We start from the raw sequence: 17,563 nt of genomic DNA, 5'->3' as shown, positions 1-17,563 counted from the left end.
TTGTTTTCAAAGGCTTTTATTTTTTCAATTCTCAGAGAGAATATTTCCTTTTAGATCGATGATGATATTCTTTTCTTCCTCACCTTTCTCTATTCGGATAGCGATGCTGATTACCCCATCGTTTTCTCTATAATTCACCCGTGTTACTTCAAAGCCAGGGAAATCATTTTCTATCTTTCTCTTAAGTTCTTGCGGCAATGGGTCTTCATAAGGGATAGTATTATCAAATCGATATTCAGGACCCAGTTCTTGCTTCAATTCAGTGAATTGGTTGATTCCATTGGATTGCTTTTCCAGGATAAACGCATCATATAATTCCCCTATAGCAGTAAAGGATTCAAATTTGAGCGTATTATTTTCAATGCTGATCACCTGAACCAATTGGGTGTTTTCAGCAGCTCTGTCTCTAACGGCTTCCGTGCCTTCCCATCCATTTGGATTTAAACCGTACATTTTTCCACCACTGACAGATACAACGTAGACAGTTCCTGTTTGATCTCTCATATTCATACCATCCATAACATTGTCATTTTCTCCGGGATTGGCCCGGCCTCTTGCATAACTGTGATCATGTCCTTGTAGAGCCAAGTCAACCTTATACTCATCAAAGATAGGTTTCCAGATAGCTCTCAACTCATCGTTGTCACGTCCTGCAGAAGCTGAGAATAGGGGATGGTGATAGGAAACAATCGTCCATTTTTTATCATTTTCTGCCAAGATTTTTCTTAACCATTCTGCTTGTTTTTCATGGTCTCTGTTGCTGTCTAAAAAAATCATTTTTACATCTGGATAATCAATGAAGTAAGCTGTCTCCGCTAGGCCTTCAGGACCATTTTCCGGTAAAGTGAATTGAGGCTTCCATTGAGCGGAAAGTTGTCTTCCTTCATCTCTTTTCGCTTCGGAAAGGTAATTGTACTCATGGTTGCCGGGAACAGCAATGGTTGGCAGCATGCTATGGATAAAACCTCCAGCGGTAAACCATTCATGCCAATCTTGTTCTCGATGTGCAGTATTGATCAAATCTCCTGCATGAATGATGAAGTCCGCATTGGGTGCTTGTCTGTAGCCTTCTCGAATCAGGCGAGACCAAAGTTCTAATACGTAATTTTGCGCATCACCAACATATAAAAAGGAAAAAGGAGCAGATTTTTCATCTGAAGCGGTTTTGAATTGGAACCATTCTGACCAATGTTCTCCATCACCAACCCTATAACCATAAATGGTATTGGGTTCAAGTCCAGCAAACTTGACAGAATGATTTGCAGAAATAAGTCCTGCATTGACAATCTCAGTTCCGTCTAAAACAGTTGTTTTTGCCAGCAGAGTCTTGCCATTTCTCCAGAATTTCGGAGCAGCTGTAGCTGGAGCTATTTCGGCATAGGCAACTGTAACCTCTGGACTGGTTCTCCAAGTTACCGCCATTTGACTTGTTGGATCTGGGCCCGGATTAAGTACAATCCGATCAGGATGAATCCCCGGTTTGGTCCAGTCTGCCTGAAATTTTGGAGCTTTGTAAACTCGGACTTCCTGGGCTTTGGATTCTGGTTTTAAAATCAAAAAAGAAAGCAAAAAGAGTAGTATAGTATTTTTCATGGTTCATTTGAAATTCCTATTAAAATACCCCAAAGGAATGGAAAATAGACTACTCTGAAATTCTCAAATGGAAATGCTAACAAATTGATAATATCTCTCTTTAATGCTTAAAAGGAAAGAGACCAAACACCTCCTAGATCTGCATTTTGAATTTCAAGGCTATCACCTTTGTGGATGATCAGTGGCTGACCGCTTGCACCTAGATCCCAAAATTCACCCTTCAAAAACAAAGTCATGCCGATTTGGGCATTCGAGTTATTGATTTTTTGAGGAAGTGAATATTTTTCGATGGCTTCAAGTAAGGTAATATTTCCCAAATCAGTAGAGTCGATCTCAAAAGAAGGAGTGGATATGCCAAAACCCTCCCAAGGTTCTGCCATAGAATTGATTCCTGGAGAAAAAGATGGATTTAAAATAATCGATGGGGTAGAATTCTCTATCAATTGATATGTCTCGTTAAACCATGCATCTTGATTAATTAAAATAGAAGTTTTACCGACCGGCAGGTCCAAGACTTCATGATTATCAATATTACTTAGACTCAAGAGCAAATCATCAAAACCACCAGAGTGTTCTTTGATGATTGGATTTCCTATTATTTTTCCATCAGGGCCAAATACAAAAGATGCGTTTACCAAGGGTTCTGTAATGTCGATGTAAATTTCACCATCTAATACACTTGGTTTGGGTAGGATGATTGAACCAGCAACTATATAGGTTTGAAACTGCCTCGCCAATCCAGAAAAGCTTTCATAATAGGCTTCAGCCATATTTTTTGCTTTCATTCTATAAACAGCCGCCATGGATCTGTCTTCTTCATCAGTCCTTAAATAGGCCAAACAAAAGTCAAAAATATTACTCCAAATCAAAGTTGATTTGACCTCATTCAATCTGTTTTTAGTAGCAAGACTGTGCTTTTCATCTACCAAAATCAGCCAGGTTCCAATATTTTCAGGAAAAACGACCAGCGTGTTAGTTCGAATGAGATTGGATTTTTTTGCCTCCGCCAGGTAAAGCTCCAGTTTATTTCTATACCTCTCTTGCAAAACAAAATCTGCCTCTTCCATGTATGGCTGGATGCCAACCAAATTATTTTTTAAAGTATCGCTAGGGTTTATATCCTGAACTAAAGACAAGAAAATTTTGGGAGGGTCAACAGGAGTTTTTCTTCCCGAGTAGGACCAAATCAACCAAATAAATATAAACAATAGAACCAGACTGATTCCAATTCTCTTAAGCATAATTAATTATAAAAAATTAAAAATCAATAATTTATATAGGTGCTGTGAAAGTATAATTTAATCTCGAATAAATCTTAAATCAAATTAGTTTCAAAAGGTAATCAAAAAATATGGGCTTTAAAGACCCAACAAAAAATCCCTGAATTCTTTTGTGTTGAAATTGCTCATGCCTTCTTGGTAGAAAACTATTTTCCCTTCGGGATTTACCACCAATGTAGTAGGGATGGATTCACTTTGAAGGTCTTCGTTCAATCCAAAAGAGGCATGGGCAGTAGGAAAAGTCCAGGATTTACCTTCGAGCATTCTTCTGCTCTTTTCAATATCATTATCTAATCCGATCATTAGGAATTCGATTTTTTCTTCGCCTTCCAAACTTTTATATAATTCTGAAATATGTGGCATTTCTGCTCTGCAGGGACCACACCAAGAAGCCCATAGATTAATGAAGAGGGTTTTACCTTTATAATCTTCCAAATCAATTCTTTTCCCATCAAATCCCATGAAATGACCTCTGTAATCAAAATCATTATTGGTCAAGTCAACTCGTTCTATTTTAGGTTTGATCAATCCTGTGGACAAAAGAACAGATTGGATAGCTCCTTGAACCACCGGTAATAACCCAGTAAAATACAAGAATGCAAAAAATGCCAAAATCAGGCCCCAAGACTTCAACTCTTTGAAAATCGTTTCTCTATTCATATTCTATTTTTCCAATTTTGAAATCTTTCAATCGTTAAGGTAAAATTACTTCCACGGATTCAGACGTTTAGTGACAAGTCTCACGAACTTGCCTTTTTTCAAAGAAAAGCTGCCTTATCTTGCAGGTCCAAAATTGAAAAGATTTTCCAATGAGTATGAATTACGAGATAAAAATTGCTTCCGAACTTTCCATCAAGCCAAATCAGGTCAAAGCTACCTTGGATTTGTTGGATGAGGGAGGAACGGTACCATTTATTTCCCGATATCGAAAAGAAGCGACCGGAAGCCTAGATGAAGTTCAGGTGGCTGCAATCCGTGACCGAGTAACTCAACTTCGCGAATTGGATAAGCGAAAAGAAGCGGTTCTCAAGTCAATCGAGGAGCAAGGCAAATTGACTGATGTGTTGAAGAAATCTGTAGAAGAGGCGGAGACTATGTCCAAATTGGAAGATATCTACCTTCCCTACAAGCCGAAAAGAAGAACTAAAGCAACTATCGCACGAGAAAAAGGCTTGGAACCATTGGCAGAATTGATTTTTGAGCAGAAATCCAGTAACCTTTCTTCCGAGGCAGAAACCTATGTCAATGAAGCAAAAGAGGTGAAATCAGCTGAAGAAGCCCTTCAAGGAGCTCGGGATATTATAGCAGAATGGATCAATGAGAATGCTCCTTTGAGAGAGAAAATGAGAAAGCTATTCTTGGAAGACGGAACATTTTCTTCCAAGGTGATTCCCGGAAAAGAGGCTGAAGCAGCAAAGTATAAGGATTATTTTGACTGGTCAGAACCGATCAAATCCGCACCATCCCATAGGATTTTGGCGATGAGAAGGGGTGAAAAAGAATTGTTTTTGATGCTGGATTCCTGCCCAGAGGAATTGGATGCTTTAGGATTGATCGAAAGAGAAATCTTGGCAGATGAAGCCAATGAGTCTGTAGATCAGGTGAAATTGGCGATAAAAGATGCCTATAAAAGACTTCTAAAACCAAGTATGGAAACTGAGGTGCGTCTTCTGACCAAGAAGAAGGCTGACGAAGAAGCCATTCGGGTTTTTGCAGAGAATTTGAGACAATTGCTTTTGGGAGCTCCTTTGGGAGAAAAATCCGTGATGGCAATTGACCCGGGTTTTAGAACGGGGTGTAAACTGGTTTGCTTGGGACCACAAGGTCAATTTTTACAGTACGAAGCCATTTTTCCACATGAGCCGCAACGAAGAACTGCCGAGGCGGGCATGACTGTCAAAAGTTTGGTAGAGAAGTATCAAGTTCAGGCCATTGCCATTGGAAATGGTACAGCAGGGAGAGAAACAGAAGCTTTTGTAAAAAGCCTAGGGCTTCCAAAATCAGTTATTGTAACCATGGTCAATGAAGCTGGAGCTTCCATTTATTCAGCGTCTGAAGTGGCACGTGAGGAATTCCCAGATTTGGATTTGACGGTAAGAGGGGCTGTTTCCATTGGAAGGAGATTGATGGATCCTTTGGCGGAATTGGTGAAAATCGACCCGAAATCCATAGGAGTAGGGCAGTATCAACATGATGTGGATCAGAACTCACTGAAAAATGCGCTGGATGATACGGTGATGTCTGCTGTAAACGGGGTAGGGGTAGAAGTCAACACCGCTTCCAAACAGCTTCTGACCTACGTCTCAGGTTTGGGGCCTGTTTTGGCACAAAATATCGTGGACTTCAGAAATCAAAATGGTCCTTTTGCTTCCAGAAGTCAATTGCTGAAAGTTCCGAGATTGGGAGATAAGGCATTCGAACAAGCGGCCGGTTTCTTGAGAATCGGTCAGGCCAAGAATCCATTGGATGCTTCTGCTGTTCACCCGGAAAGATATGCTTTGGTAGAATCCATGGCCAAAGATTTGGGTGCATCCGTAGAAGAATTAGTTCAGTCGGAGGATTTGAGAAAGAAAATCAATCTGAAGTCCTATGTTTCAGATCAGGTTGGTTTGCCGACTTTGCAGGATATTTTGGAGGAATTGGCGAAGCCGGGACGTGATCCAAGGGAAACTTTCGAGGTATTCCAATTTGAAGAAAGTGTCAACGCGATCAGTGACTTGAAAACGGGAATGAAACTTCCTGGAGTAGTTACCAACATCACTGCTTTTGGAGCTTTTGTAGATGTGGGAGTTCATCAGGATGGACTAGTTCACTTGAGTCATTTGGCTGATCGATTTGTGAAAGATCCGAATGAGATCGTTCATGTCAATCAGAAAGTTCAGGTAACGGTCATGGAGGTGGATGTGGCCAGAAAACGTATCGGATTGAGTATGAAATCAGATCCTTTTGCTGAAAGAGGAAAGAAAATGGACAAACCGAACAGGAATACTCAAAGAAAAGAAGAACCTCAGGGGACGATGGCAGAGAAACTGGCAATGCTCAAAGGGAAATTTGGAGGGTAAGAATTGCTAGAGCTTCGAAATAATTCGAGGCTTTTTTTTGCACTCATTTTTCTGATTGATTTACTTTCATCTCCTCAATCAATTCCAGTATCCGATCCTTTGCCTCTGGCGGAGAAATGATCTGAACCATATCTGCCATCGATATCATCCATCGAACAAAGCCCTCAATATGAGAGGTCATAAAAGTCATGGTGATTTTATCCTTTTTCCGACTTTCCATGACAAACCCATGATTGTATTTCTGAGTTTTGAGATACTTTTCTTTGGCAAGCGGAACCTCAATTTTGACCTCTATCAGGTTTTCGGCGGATCTTACTTTGTCGATGTATTCCTTCAGAGAGGGATGAGCCTGGGGATTGTAATCATCACTCAAAATCTGAAGCCAGTTGATTCTGTCTAGTCTAAAAGTCCTATAATCTTTCCTCAGCTGACACCAAGCGATCAAATACCATTGATCAAAGGCATAATAGATTCCCACACCCTCCAAAGTTCTTTCGCTTGTCTCTTCCTTGTCAAAGGTGGTGTAATTGATACTGATTAACTTTTTGGAACTCAGAGCCTCCAATATCATTCTTAGAAACTGGTCTTTTCCTGAATGAAGTAATTGGTTCTTCTGCGTATAAACAGCCACCAAAGGAGAAAGCTCATTGACCCGCTCTTTTTCCTGAGATTTTAATACGGACTTGATTTTCATCAAAGCAGAATGGAAGTGCTCACTGCTTCCTTTGTCGGAGAATTTTTCCAGGATTTTTTCTGCCACCACAAATGCTTGAGCCTCTTCTTGGGTAAACATCACAGGTGGCAGTCTGTACCCCTCTACCAATGAATAGCCTTGGCCAGCCTCTCCAATCAAAGGTACTCCTGCTTCCTCCAAAGCCCTGATATCTCGATAAACCGTCCGAAGACTAATCTGAAATCGATCAGCGATTTCCTGAGCTTTGGTTAATCTTTTGGATTGCAGATGAGTTAAAATGGCAGTAAGCCGGTCTATTCTATTCATTTTTTTAAGAAAAATAAAATTTACGAAATCCTACTGACATACTGTTGTCACTCCGCACTTGTTTCTTTGAGTAAACATTTAAACAACAGATCATGGAAACGCAAGTAAATCAAGCAACATTCATCACAAATCAACAAGTTTTAGAACATTGGCAAGGGCACAGGGCTTTGACAAGAAGAGTCATAGAGACCTTTCCAGAAAAGGACCTTTTTACCTTTAAAATAGGGGGGATGCGAACTTTCGGAAAGATGGTTGGGGAGCTTCTAGCTATCGCAGGACCTGGAGTAATCGGTTTGGCCACCAATGAATGGAAGCAATTGGACGAGCGAGACAAATGCCAGGAAAGCAAAGATAAATTGTTGGAGTTTTGGGACCAGGCTACTGAGGTGATCAATGAATACTGGAGCAAGATTCCAGAGGGAAGATTTCAGGAAACTCAATCCGCATTTGGGATGTATGTGAATAAAGGCTATGCTTCTCTGTTATATTTTGTGGACAATGAAATTCACCATCGGGGACAAGGGTATGTCTATTTGAGAGCCTTAGGAATCGAGCCGCCCGCATTCTGGGAGCGTTAAAAGAAAAGAGGCTGTTTCATATTTTTGAAACAGCCTCTTTTGATTTTCTGATTAGTTAGATGTCGCCTCTTCTTCCACCTGGACCAGCTCCTCCATCTCCTGTGTTGATCATCTCATTGTAGTCATTCATATCCATACCTTTGCTGAATCGTCGGATATTGTAAGAGAAAGTCAACATAAAGTATCGTTGCAAAACATTGGTTTGAACATCCTCGATAAATGTCTCAGAGATATTTCTTCTTACACTAGTGTTTTGTCTAAACAAATCATAAACATTCAAACTTACCTCGCCACGCTGGTTGCTGAAGATTTTTTTACCCAAGCTCATATTCACCAAAGTGAAATTGTTATCAAACCCTTCTGAAAGACCTGAATTTACCTGATGAGAAAGGTCTAAGCGATAGACAAATCCTTCCCAAATAATCCAGTTGAGGTTCACTCGACCTCTTTGGTTGAAGTATTTGTTATTCAGATTGGTGTTCAAAGTATTTTCAACGTCGTTGAAAGAAAGTCTTGTCCACACATTGAAATCAATTTGATCGGAGATATTACTACTGAAAGAAAGTCCTGTACTCAACCTTCTTGAATTATTGAATCCATTTAGTTCATTGACCAAAGTTGGTCTTTTGGTAAAGGAAGCACCGAAGTTTAGATTGAAATTGGATTTGATAAAGCCGGCCGGTATCCCATAACTCAACCAGGATCTAAAGTCTACATATCCATCCAAGTTGACTGGCTTATAAAGCTGAGATCCAGGTTCCAAAATGATTCCATCTTGGATTTCGGTAGCCTCCTGGGCGATCAGGGAACTATTGGTGATGGTATTGTTCACGATGGAAGACTGAGCAAATAAGAACCAGTTTCTATCAGTTTCTGGATTATTTGATCTGAATCTGACTCTCATTCGATGCGAATAAGATTGGTTCAAATCCGGGTTACCTACATACAATTGAAGTGGGTTTGAATTATCCACCACAGGTTGTAATTGTCTTAGGTCAGGCTCTTGCGTTCTGGTATCGTAATCAAATTCAATATTGGTGTTGTCCGAGAATTTGTAATCAACGCGGACAGTAGGAAGGAAGCTTTGGAAAGTCCTCTGAAGTTCAAATGCCTGAGGAAAACCCTGCTGATTGTCCAGCTTCGCATTTTGATATTCACCCTCAGCTTGGAACCTCAGTTTGTCTTTGGAGTACTGATATCCCAATTCAACCTGCTGAGTCAAGAATTTACTTTCAAATGTGTTACTCAATGCAGTGTCTAATGCAAGGTTTGCACTACCCGGAGCTTCGTCTAGCACATCAAAGATCAATTGATCTGAATCGTTTTTACGGTTCCCGATCTCATATTCCAGTTCAAATTGACTTCTTTCGCTTACTGCTTCTGTAAACGAAACTCCTGTTTGCCAAGAGAATCCAGTCCTGTCTCTGTTGATCAGCTGATTGATCGTTTCGGTTCTGAATTCCGGTTCGAAGTATTGATTTTCAGCCAATCTCTTCGCACGGTCTTCATTTTTATGATTTCCTACTCTTGCACGCACTGTCAATGTTCTTCCCGGTTTGTCAAATTTGTGACTATAGAGGAATCTGTTGAAAAGATCGTAATCTTTGTTTTTGGCAGTCCTTGTATTTTCTACCGAGTTAATTGGATTTGTGCCATCGGTCGTTTCACCGATAAAGTCAGAATTCTCAGTCTCAAATCTTGCGGAAACTCTCGGGATAAATAATATTCGGTTCTTATCATCAGGATTGTATTCCAGCCTCATATCAAATTGATGCTGGTTGTTGACACGAGTGTCATTACTTATTTCCTCATAAAACTGCTGAGTTTCATCATTGGTGATGAATTCACGGAATCTTTTTTGCTGCCCAATGTTTTCTCTTCTATTGAAAACATAGCTTCCAGAAACCTTGATTTTTTCACCCCAAAGGTCCGAGTAATTTAAACCGGCCAAGTTGGTATTGATCACTCCACTTTGTGGTCTTCCATTGTCTCTAGCATTTGGATCAGCTGAGTAATCTGTCATGTTGATGTTGTTGGAAAGCCCTGTAAAGGTGATTCGTTGATCCTCATCAAATGCATTAATGGATGCACCGGCTATATATCTGTCATCAGTTCCATAGCCTACTGTTGTTCTACCAAATTGGCCTTTTCTTCTATTTGGTTTGGTGATGATATTGATGGTTTTAAGTCTCTCTCCATCGTCAAATCCACTCAATCTGGCTTTTTCACTGAGTTGGTCAAATATCTCAACACTTTGAATGACTTCAGCTGGTAAATTTTGCAGGGCCGTTCTTACATCCCCTCCAAAGAAAGGTTTACCATCCACTAAAATCTGGGCAATGTTTTCACCTTGAGCTTGAATCGCACCATCGGCTGAGTTTACTCCAGGGAGTTTTTCTATTAAAGTCTGGGCGCTGGCATCCCTCATGGTTTTGAAGGCATCAGCATTGTATTGAGTCGTGTCAGATTTTTGTTGACTGGTAGCTCTTCTGGCTGCGACGGTTACTTCTTCGAGGGCAGTAGCTTCCTCTCTTAGGTTAATTACACCCAAATCGATGCTTTGATTTACCTGAAGAGTTTTAAAAAAGTTGTTGTATCCGAGGTACTGGATCTTGAAGAGGTATTCACCTTCTTTTACTCCACTTATTTCGAAACTTCCTTCAAGGTCAGAAATCATTCCATCTACTTGAGAGGAATCATTGACATTGAGAAGAAGGACATTTGCGTATGGAATCGTGTTGTTTGAGCCAGATTCCTGGATTTTGCCTTTGACGGAATAGGTTTGGGAAAAGCTAAAATGAGCTCCAATCAATAAAAAAAGAAGTGTACTAAAGAATTTCATACAGTTGGTTTAATTGGGAAAGGCCAGCACAAATTCTGTGGCCTAGAATATATCTACAAAGGAAACAGGCCTATAATTGAATTGTTTCAACTTTAGGCTAAACGGTCAAATGCTCCAATAAAAGAGTACCGATCATGTAAAAAACCAACTAAATAACTGATTAATAGCTCATTGATAGGGAATGTGTTTTATTCCTGTCATTTTCTGTCATAAAAATATGTCATTTTTATGATCAATTGAATGTTTATAAAAGTAACATTCTATATTAGTGGTGTAAAACATGACAGCTATGGAAAATCAGGAAAAAATCAACATTACTACTAAGCAATTAGCTTCAGGAAATCATCAAGTGAAATTTTTTGTGGAAGATGACTCTAAGAATCAGTACGGTTACTTATTGATGTCAGAACCGAAGCCGGTTGGTGAGATTATTGCTGAGATCCAACAAAGACTTGAGAAAAGAAGAATGGCCGAAAAGCAAATTAACCCACTTTTCCCTTTGGCACCTTCTCAAGAGGATTCTAACTTTTATCTATTCTCAGCATGAGTTTTCTCCCTTCCAACTTGAAGTTTTTGCGAAAGCAAAAAGGCATCACCCAAAGCGAACTAGCGGATCAATTGGATGTGCAGCGTACGATGATTTCTGCCTATGAAGACGGCAGGTCTGAGCCAAAACTAAATACACTTCAGCGTATTTGTGAATTGTTGGAAGTTGGATTGGAGGAATTGATCGAACATGACATCGAGAAGTTGGGGAGAAAGGCCGTGCAAAAAAGAGAGATGAATATTCTGACCATAGCGACCAATGAGGAAGGGAAAGAAAACATCACTTTTGTAAAGCAAAAAGCATCTGCTGGATATCTGAATGGCTTCGCGGACCCTGAGTACATGGAAAGCCTTCCACAGTTTCATTTACCTAACCTTTCGACTCAGGCAACCTATCGTGCGTTTGAATTGGCGGGAGATTCAATGCTGCCTTTAATTCCAGGGACAATTGTCATTGGTGCCTATGTGGATCAGTTGAAATCTATTAAAAGTGGAAGAACCTATGTGCTAGTGACACAGACAGAAGGAGTTGTTTACAAGAGGGTTTTCAATTATCTGGAAGAAAATGGCAAGTTATTTTTAGTATCAGACAATGACCATTACAAACCTTATGAAGTAAAGGGGCAGGATGTATTGGAAGTTTGGGAGGCCAAAGCCTTTATCAGTACAGATTTCCCTAATCCTGGAGACAAGAAGAAACCCTTGAGCCTAGAAGATCTTGGAGATATGATCAAAGATATCCAAGATGATCTAAGAAGGTTGAAGGGTTAATTTCTGAAAATAGTGATTTGTGTATTTGCTTCCAGAGTTGGAAAAATGACTCTTCCATTCCAAGTTCTTCCTTTATTTGAGGTACTCAATGTTATTTCACCGCTTACATTAAAAATTGAATTGAAATAATCTGAGTGAAGAACATTTCCTTCCAAATAGCCTTGCCCATTACCTATTTCTTGGTTATAAACATTGTATTCAATAAAGCTGAAATCCTCCCCATCTTGATTAAATGATAAGGTGGAACGGTTTCCATCTGGATCTTGTAAAATCCAAGAGCCTGAAACATCTAATATATCTGCGTAAGATTGCTCTGTATCAGGATTGGAAGGAGGGGTAAAACTTGCTTCTGCATCTTGCTCTGTTCCATATTCAGTGGGTTGATCCAAATTTTGAGTAGCTTCTGGTTCAAAATAGCCATCATCAAAATCCGGCCCGGAACTTAGGTTGATAATAATAAGAAAAACCACAAATGCTCCTAAAATCCAAAGGTAGTGCTTTGCCAACCAACTTTTTTCCTTGGGTTTGGCATCCACTGTTGTGGTTCGAGGAGTTACTTTTTTGGGAGGTTCTTGATATCCAATTATCTTCTTAAGAATCTCTGCCAATTGATCAGAGTCATATTGCCATCTGGAGCTACTAAGTTCATGTGCATGCCTTCTGGTTAAAGCTTTTAAATTTTCTGGTAACTGATCTGCCGACGGCATGATTGCGCCATTGACTAGAACAGGTATCACACGGATATCTCTTTCCAATGCCGCTGCTACTTCAAGACGGATGAAATCATCTTCTTTGAAAAGTCTGAGGTTCCCTTCTGAGTCTTTGATATTTGTCCAATAGGGACCAATCATGGCGATCAGAACTTTGCAAGAGCTGAGCGCCTTGTCTATGGCTTGGACAAAATCAAGTCCAGCTTCAATCGTTTCAACATCTAAAAAAACACTGTGTTCCCCAAAAATCTCTTGTAAGTGATCAACCAATCGACCTGCTTCTCCTGAGGCGTCCTGTCTTCTATAACTGACAAAAATTTTATTGTTTGACATAAAAAAGCCTAATTTTCTTCTACTAAATTTAAGAAAATCAGGCTTTTAAATGCAATAGTTTAAAGTTTATCCAGCTAGTAAATCTTCAAAACCCTCTTGGATTTTTCCAACTGCATCAAAACTCGGGTCTATATTTACTACACCTTTTCCTAGTTGGTGCCAGTAACCATCTCCACAATCGATGTATTGACCTCTTTTGGTTCCAGCGCTTTCCTTGGCGATGTCATAATGATAGTCTGGTGTGAAAACCAACTTCATCAATTGGATAGCATATTCCCAGTTGATGTTTCTTTTCTTTCCTGCCTTTTCAAAAATGACTTCTCTATTTGAAAATTGTACGGTGATAGAGCAATCTTCGGTTTGATCAGATGTCACATTTCTATAATTGACCTTCAAAGGTGCCTCACGATTGGTGCTTTCATAGATCGCTTGAATAAGATCTTGAGCCAAAAGTTGCCATTCTTCTTGGTTGGCAGGAGTCTTATAATCTTTTACTTTCCCGTTTTCAAGAATCCCGATTCTAATGCCGCCTTCATCCAAGGACTTTCCAGACCATTTAGATGATGAAAGCAATTCTTGGATAGGCTTTGTCCAAACCTTACCTAGATCCCCGTCGAATCGAAAATCATCATCAAGTGTAAAGCCCTCGTCTAATATTTCTTGCTCAGAAAGGTCTTCTCTATCTGTATAATGTAATTCCAATAGGGTTTTTAGGGCATTTCCAGACCAATCCAATTCCATATGGAAAACATGGCTGTATGGAGGTGGGACAATTCCTGAATCATATTCCAGAATAAGGCCTGTATTTTTTGATTTTGAAGAACTCATTTTTAGAAGTTTGCACAAAAGTATGTTTTTTCACTCGTTAATACCTGATTTTTGAATCGGTTTCATAGTTTGAGAGATGATATAGTATTGCTCCAATGAATTAAAAAAGAGCTGTTTTTTTGTCTGCAAATAGCCTTAAAATATAAGTAAAGTATCTGGTAATTAGATTTTTATGATTGTGAAAAAAATTATCAGATACAAGATTCAACTTATTACATTTTATTTACCGCCAAAATAGATCAAAATGGAAGAATTGCTCGACCGAATCGCTGATGGGATATACACCCAATCTTATGTAGTGATAGACAATTTTGTGGATGAAATCTTTCGAAAAGCACTTTTTGATGAGCAAACAGATCTATTGGAAAAAGGTAAATTTCGCAAGGCAGCAATTGGAACTGGAGAGCAAAAGCAGATCAGACCAGAGATCAGAAGCGATGAGGTTCTTTGGATGGATGCTGAAAATTTGAGTTTGCTTCAATCGGAATATTGGAACCGAGTGGAGCAAATCAAGCAATTACTCAATAGGAGGTGTTATTTAGGACTAAAATCCTTCGAAGGACATTTTGCTCGTTATCCCATTGGGTCATTTTACAAGAAACATTTGGATCAATTCCATCAGGTGCCTTATCGTGAGGTGACGGTGATTTTGTATGTCAATGATACCTGGTCAGAAGAAGACGAAGGAGCTTTGAGAATGTACATTCCCCAAGAAGACGGGACTGAAAGGATAGAAGATTACCTTCCATTACCCAGAAGATTGGTAGTATTCTTAAGTGGTGAAATTCCTCATGAGGTTTTGCCTACCAAAAAAGAGAGAAACAGTATCACAGGTTGGTTGAAGACAATTGATTAGCGAAGCTTAATGTGAAGCTCTTTGTGTTCATTGTTCTTCAATTCAAAAACACATCTTTCATAGGTTGGAGCTGAAAAAGTGATTTTGGGATTGTTGGAAAAACCATAGCGTTCAGTTGGGTATCCCAAAAGATGTTTTTCTAGTTCTCCATCTTCATTTTCATCATGGTATGCGGAAATGGCATATTCTCCCGGACCCAAATCTGGAATACTGATTTCAGCGTGCTTACCTTTGATAGGAAGTGAGTAAGAAACCACAGCTGTTTTGGTATTTTCTGGAAATCCAACTGCTTGATTATAGATCAAAACTCTCACTAAACCTGCATTGGAAGAACAATTTGTAATTCTTAGCTTGATAGTTGAAGCTTGTTCAGATGTAGGTGCTTGACAATAGCCTAAAAGAAAAGAGAGGAGAAAGGTGAGGATCATTGAATAGTTGCTTTTCGGTTGATTTTTCCGCTAGGAGTTTCTACAAATTTAGCTCTAAAAACGATCTCTTTTGGCTTTTCGTACTTGTCCAGTTTAAGAGAAAGTTCTTGAATCAGTGATTCAGAGATTTCTGGTTTTTGTGTTTCTTTTTCGATAAATAAAACCAGCTTTTCCCCCAAGGTCTGATCAGGAACTCCGGCAAAGAAAAAGCGGGATTTTGGAAAGAATTTTTCGATGACATTTTCTGCCTTCGCTTCAACCAATTCGGGATGCAATTTCACGCCTCCTGAGTTGATTACAAAGTCTGCTCTCCCAAGCCAACGGAAGGAGTTTCCATTTTCTATTTCTACCAAATCATTGGTCTGGATGGGCTCTGGACCACTCATGGGAGATTTTACCCAAAGGGTTTCTCTTTCATCTGTGCCGATACTTACTCCAGGAAGACAGGTGTAAAGCAACTCGTTTTCACGTAATGGAGCTAATGCAAAATGCGAAACTGTTTCTGTCATCCCAAAAGTTTGAAAGGCACTTATACCATTTTTGATAATTGATTTTTTCAGTCGAAAATTGACTGGAGCACCTCCTAAAATGATATGGGGAATGTTTTTAACCAATTCTGAAGTCTCTGGATTAGCTAGAATTACTTCCATCTGCATTGGCACTAATGCGATGAAAGTTGGTAATATGGGAAATGGATAACCTAGCAAAGGATTGGAAGAAGGCTCTTGAAGAATCACGGGTACCTGCCATTCCATGGATCTCACTAGCATCATTTTTCCAGCGATGTATGCAGGATTTAGACAACAGAAAAGGACTTCTTCTTTGGAAACTTGAAAGAAGTCTCCTGTTCCTTTAGCACTAGCCTCCATACTTTTTCTCTGGATAAAAATCGTTTTTGGGGAACCTGTCGAGCCGGATGTTTTTTGTGCGAAGCTTTCTTTACCTTCCAGCCATTCTTTGCAAAATGTCAAAGCATTCTTTAAAAATTCAGGTTCATTTTCATCCAAGAACTTAAAATCTTCTAAGTTTTGAAAATACCTGTTTTTGTAAATCAGTTGGAACATAGGTTTTTATACTTCAAACGCAGATTTGGTTTTTGAAAGATCGTCAAATTCCATGTAAGCCTGTTATCTTGCAAAAAAATCTGATTTTTAACCAAAACGAAAATCATGGAGTGGATTACTGCCAAAGATTACGAAGATATCACCTATAAAAAATGTAACGGCGTAGCTAGAATTGCTTTTAATCGCCCGGATGTTAGGAATGCATTTCGCCCTAAAACTACTGCGGAACTATATGATGCTTTTTATGATGCTCAAGAGGATACTACAATAGGAGTGGTTCTTTTGAGTGGTGAAGGACCTTCCTCCAAAGACGGAAAGTGGGCATTTTGCTCTGGAGGAGATCAAAAAGCCAGAGGACATCAAGGTTATGTTGGAGATGATGGATATCACAGATTGAATATTTTGGAAGTACAGCGATTAATTCGATTTATGCCAAAAGTGGTGATCGCTGTAGTTCCAGGATGGGCAGTTGGCGGTGGACATAGCCTTCATGTGGTTTGTGATTTGACTTTAGCGAGTAAAGAGCATGCAATTTTCAAGCAAACTGATGCCGATGTGACCAGCTTTGATGGGGGGTATGGTTCTGCCTATTTGGCGAAAATGGTAGGGCAAAAGAAGGCCAGAGAGATATTCTTTTTGGGAAGAAACTATTCAGCACAGGAAGCTTACGAAATGGGAATGGTCAATGCTGTAATTCCACATGAAGAATTAGAGGATACTGCATACCAATGGGCTCAAGAGATTCTCGAGAAATCACCAACTTCCATCAAGATGTTGAAATTTGCCATGAATTTGACTGATGATGGAATGGTGGGGCAGCAGGTTTTTGCCGGAGAGGCAACTCGGTTGGCTTATATGACAGAAGAAGCTAAAGAAGGTAGAAATGCCTTTTTGGAGAAAAGAAAGCCGAATTTCAAGGATATTAAGTGGATACCGTAAGGAGTATCAAGAATCAAGTATCAAGATTTAAGAATTCAAAAATCCGGAATTGATAGCAATTTCGGATTTTATTTTAATCGCTTTTGCCATTTTTCAGGATTTTGATTAGTATTGAAAATGGCTAAAACATCAATATTGTTTCCATTTAAAATATATAAAACTAGATAAGGGAATCGGTTGACAAAGAAAACCCGGACAGATTTTTGTAGCAAATGCGAAAAGTTGATGGATTATTTTTAATAGAATTCTCTGCTGAATCCAATTCCTTTAGAAATTCTTCTCCTAATCCTTTTCTTTGCGATTCATACCAAAAATATGACTCTTAAACATCCATTTCAGCCTCTTTGGAATGGCGGAAATTAAAGGGCATTTTTTGTTTTACCTCTTATTTCATTTTTTACATCTTCCCAAGATGAAAATTCCATTTCTCCATTTTCATATTTTTTTTCCTATCATTAAGTCCTTTCATTTGCCCTTCACCATGTACAGCTGAAATTTCTTCTTGTTCTTTCAATACCTGAAGTTTTTGTAAAACTGTTTGGTCTTGAAGTTCAATTAGCCATTGGATAAGATCGATTTTTAATGATTGAACGTCCATACCCTTATTTATTATAATAAATGTAGCGATTTATTTATTGAAATGATTTGCTTAGACTTAGTTCAGTTGCATGCAGTTCTAGCATCCATTCGGAAAAAAATGTTACTCTCTACCATAATTTCCAAATGAAAAGGC

Annotated in this window: 16 protein-coding genes; 6 read left to right on the top strand and 10 right to left on the bottom strand. The window is 39.2% G+C overall.

All coding sequences use genetic code 11. The features are described 5' to 3' along the window. Positions 1-24: 24 nt before the first annotated feature. The 3 genes from O0V13_RS19960 to O0V13_RS19950 all read right to left on the bottom strand — a co-directional run bounded on the left by O0V13_RS19960 (position 25) and on the right by O0V13_RS19950 (position 3,533). Positions 25-1,593 carry a purple acid phosphatase family protein gene (locus tag O0V13_RS19960; protein ID WP_268036782.1) on the bottom strand — a complete coding sequence of 523 codons (1,569 nt, stop codon included), beginning with the start codon at positions 1,591-1,593 and terminating at the stop codon, positions 25-27. Between the two features lie 107 nt (positions 1,594-1,700). Next, positions 1,701-2,834 (bottom strand): hypothetical protein, encoded by a 1,134-nt coding sequence (locus O0V13_RS19955; RefSeq protein WP_268036781.1) that lies wholly within the window; start codon positions 2,832-2,834, stop codon positions 1,701-1,703. 117 nt (positions 2,835-2,951) lie between these two features. Further along, positions 2,952-3,533, bottom strand: a complete 582-nt coding sequence (locus O0V13_RS19950; protein WP_268036780.1) for a TlpA family protein disulfide reductase — start codon at positions 3,531-3,533, stop codon at positions 2,952-2,954. A gap of 149 nt (positions 3,534-3,682) precedes the next feature. Between O0V13_RS19950 and O0V13_RS19945 the strand changes: the two genes are divergently transcribed. After that, complete coding sequence (locus O0V13_RS19945) at positions 3,683-5,935, top strand: Tex family protein (protein ID WP_268036779.1); 2,253 nt, start codon at positions 3,683-3,685, stop codon at positions 5,933-5,935. A gap of 43 nt (positions 5,936-5,978) precedes the next feature. Here O0V13_RS19945 and O0V13_RS19940 read toward each other — a convergent pair whose 3' ends face one another. Further along, on the bottom strand, positions 5,979-6,935 hold the full coding sequence (locus O0V13_RS19940) for a helix-turn-helix transcriptional regulator (protein ID WP_268036778.1): 957 nt from the start codon (positions 6,933-6,935) through the stop codon (positions 5,979-5,981). Between the two features lie 92 nt (positions 6,936-7,027). Between O0V13_RS19940 and O0V13_RS19935 the strand changes: the two genes are divergently transcribed. Further along, a complete protein-coding gene (locus O0V13_RS19935) occupies positions 7,028-7,513 on the top strand; it encodes a DinB family protein (RefSeq protein WP_268036777.1) in 486 nt (161 codons plus the stop codon). A gap of 55 nt (positions 7,514-7,568) precedes the next feature. On the opposite strand, the gene O0V13_RS19930 is transcribed toward O0V13_RS19935, so the two are convergent. Then, positions 7,569-10,355, bottom strand: coding sequence for a TonB-dependent receptor (locus tag O0V13_RS19930; protein WP_268036775.1), 2,787 nt, complete (start codon positions 10,353-10,355; stop codon positions 7,569-7,571). 289 nt (positions 10,356-10,644) lie between these two features. On the opposite strand from O0V13_RS19930, the gene O0V13_RS19925 reads away from it, so the two are divergent. After that, positions 10,645-10,902 carry a hypothetical protein gene (locus O0V13_RS19925; protein WP_073570857.1) on the top strand — a complete coding sequence of 86 codons (258 nt, stop codon included), beginning with the start codon at positions 10,645-10,647 and terminating at the stop codon, positions 10,900-10,902. Continuing rightward, entirely contained in the window at positions 10,899-11,672 is a 774-nt protein-coding gene (locus O0V13_RS19920) for an XRE family transcriptional regulator (protein WP_268036773.1), read from the top strand. Before O0V13_RS19925 ends, O0V13_RS19920 begins: the two co-directional genes overlap by 4 nt. Here the strand turns inward: O0V13_RS19920 and O0V13_RS19915 are convergent. Both O0V13_RS19915 and O0V13_RS19910 read right to left on the bottom strand, forming a co-directional pair. Further along, positions 11,669-12,715: a toll/interleukin-1 receptor domain-containing protein gene (locus O0V13_RS19915; RefSeq protein WP_268036772.1), complete on the bottom strand. Its 1,047-nt coding sequence runs from the start codon at positions 12,713-12,715 to the stop codon at positions 11,669-11,671. The genes O0V13_RS19920 and O0V13_RS19915 overlap by 4 nt on opposite strands. 66 nt (positions 12,716-12,781) lie before the next feature. Beyond that, positions 12,782-13,543 carry a hypothetical protein gene (locus O0V13_RS19910; protein ID WP_268036771.1) on the bottom strand — a complete coding sequence of 254 codons (762 nt, stop codon included), beginning with the start codon at positions 13,541-13,543 and terminating at the stop codon, positions 12,782-12,784. A 244-nt stretch (positions 13,544-13,787) separates the two neighbouring features. Between O0V13_RS19910 and O0V13_RS19905 the strand changes: the two genes are divergently transcribed. Next, positions 13,788-14,399 carry a 2OG-Fe(II) oxygenase gene (locus tag O0V13_RS19905; RefSeq protein WP_268036770.1) on the top strand — a complete coding sequence of 204 codons (612 nt, stop codon included), beginning with the start codon at positions 13,788-13,790 and terminating at the stop codon, positions 14,397-14,399. Here O0V13_RS19905 and O0V13_RS19900 read toward each other — a convergent pair. Together O0V13_RS19900 and O0V13_RS19895 are read right to left on the bottom strand one after the other, a co-directional pair. Continuing rightward, positions 14,396-14,827, bottom strand: a complete 432-nt coding sequence (locus tag O0V13_RS19900; RefSeq protein WP_268036769.1) for a DUF2141 domain-containing protein — start codon at positions 14,825-14,827, stop codon at positions 14,396-14,398. The two genes, O0V13_RS19905 and O0V13_RS19900, sit on opposite strands and share 4 nt — an antisense overlap. After that, positions 14,824-15,891, bottom strand: coding sequence for an AMP-binding protein (locus tag O0V13_RS19895; protein ID WP_268036768.1), 1,068 nt, complete (start codon positions 15,889-15,891; stop codon positions 14,824-14,826). Before O0V13_RS19895 ends, O0V13_RS19900 begins: the two co-directional genes overlap by 4 nt. 105 nt (positions 15,892-15,996) lie before the next feature. Between O0V13_RS19895 and O0V13_RS19890 the strand changes: the two genes are divergently transcribed. After that, the gene (locus tag O0V13_RS19890; protein WP_268036767.1) at positions 15,997-16,830 is read left to right on the top strand and encodes a 1,4-dihydroxy-2-naphthoyl-CoA synthase; all 834 of its coding nucleotides are present in this window, start codon (positions 15,997-15,999) and stop codon (positions 16,828-16,830) included. A gap of 397 nt (positions 16,831-17,227) precedes the next feature. On the opposite strand, the gene O0V13_RS19885 is transcribed toward O0V13_RS19890, so the two are convergent. Further along, a complete protein-coding gene (locus O0V13_RS19885; protein ID WP_268036766.1) occupies positions 17,228-17,428 on the bottom strand; it encodes an addiction module component in 201 nt (66 codons plus the stop codon). Positions 17,429-17,563: the final 135 nt, after the last annotated feature.

The organism is Algoriphagus sp. PAP.12, assembly GCF_026652115.1.
In the GTDB taxonomy this organism is placed as follows: Bacteria; Bacteroidota; Bacteroidia; order Cytophagales; family Cyclobacteriaceae; genus Algoriphagus.
This window is presented reverse-complemented; position numbering and strand designations above follow the sequence as displayed.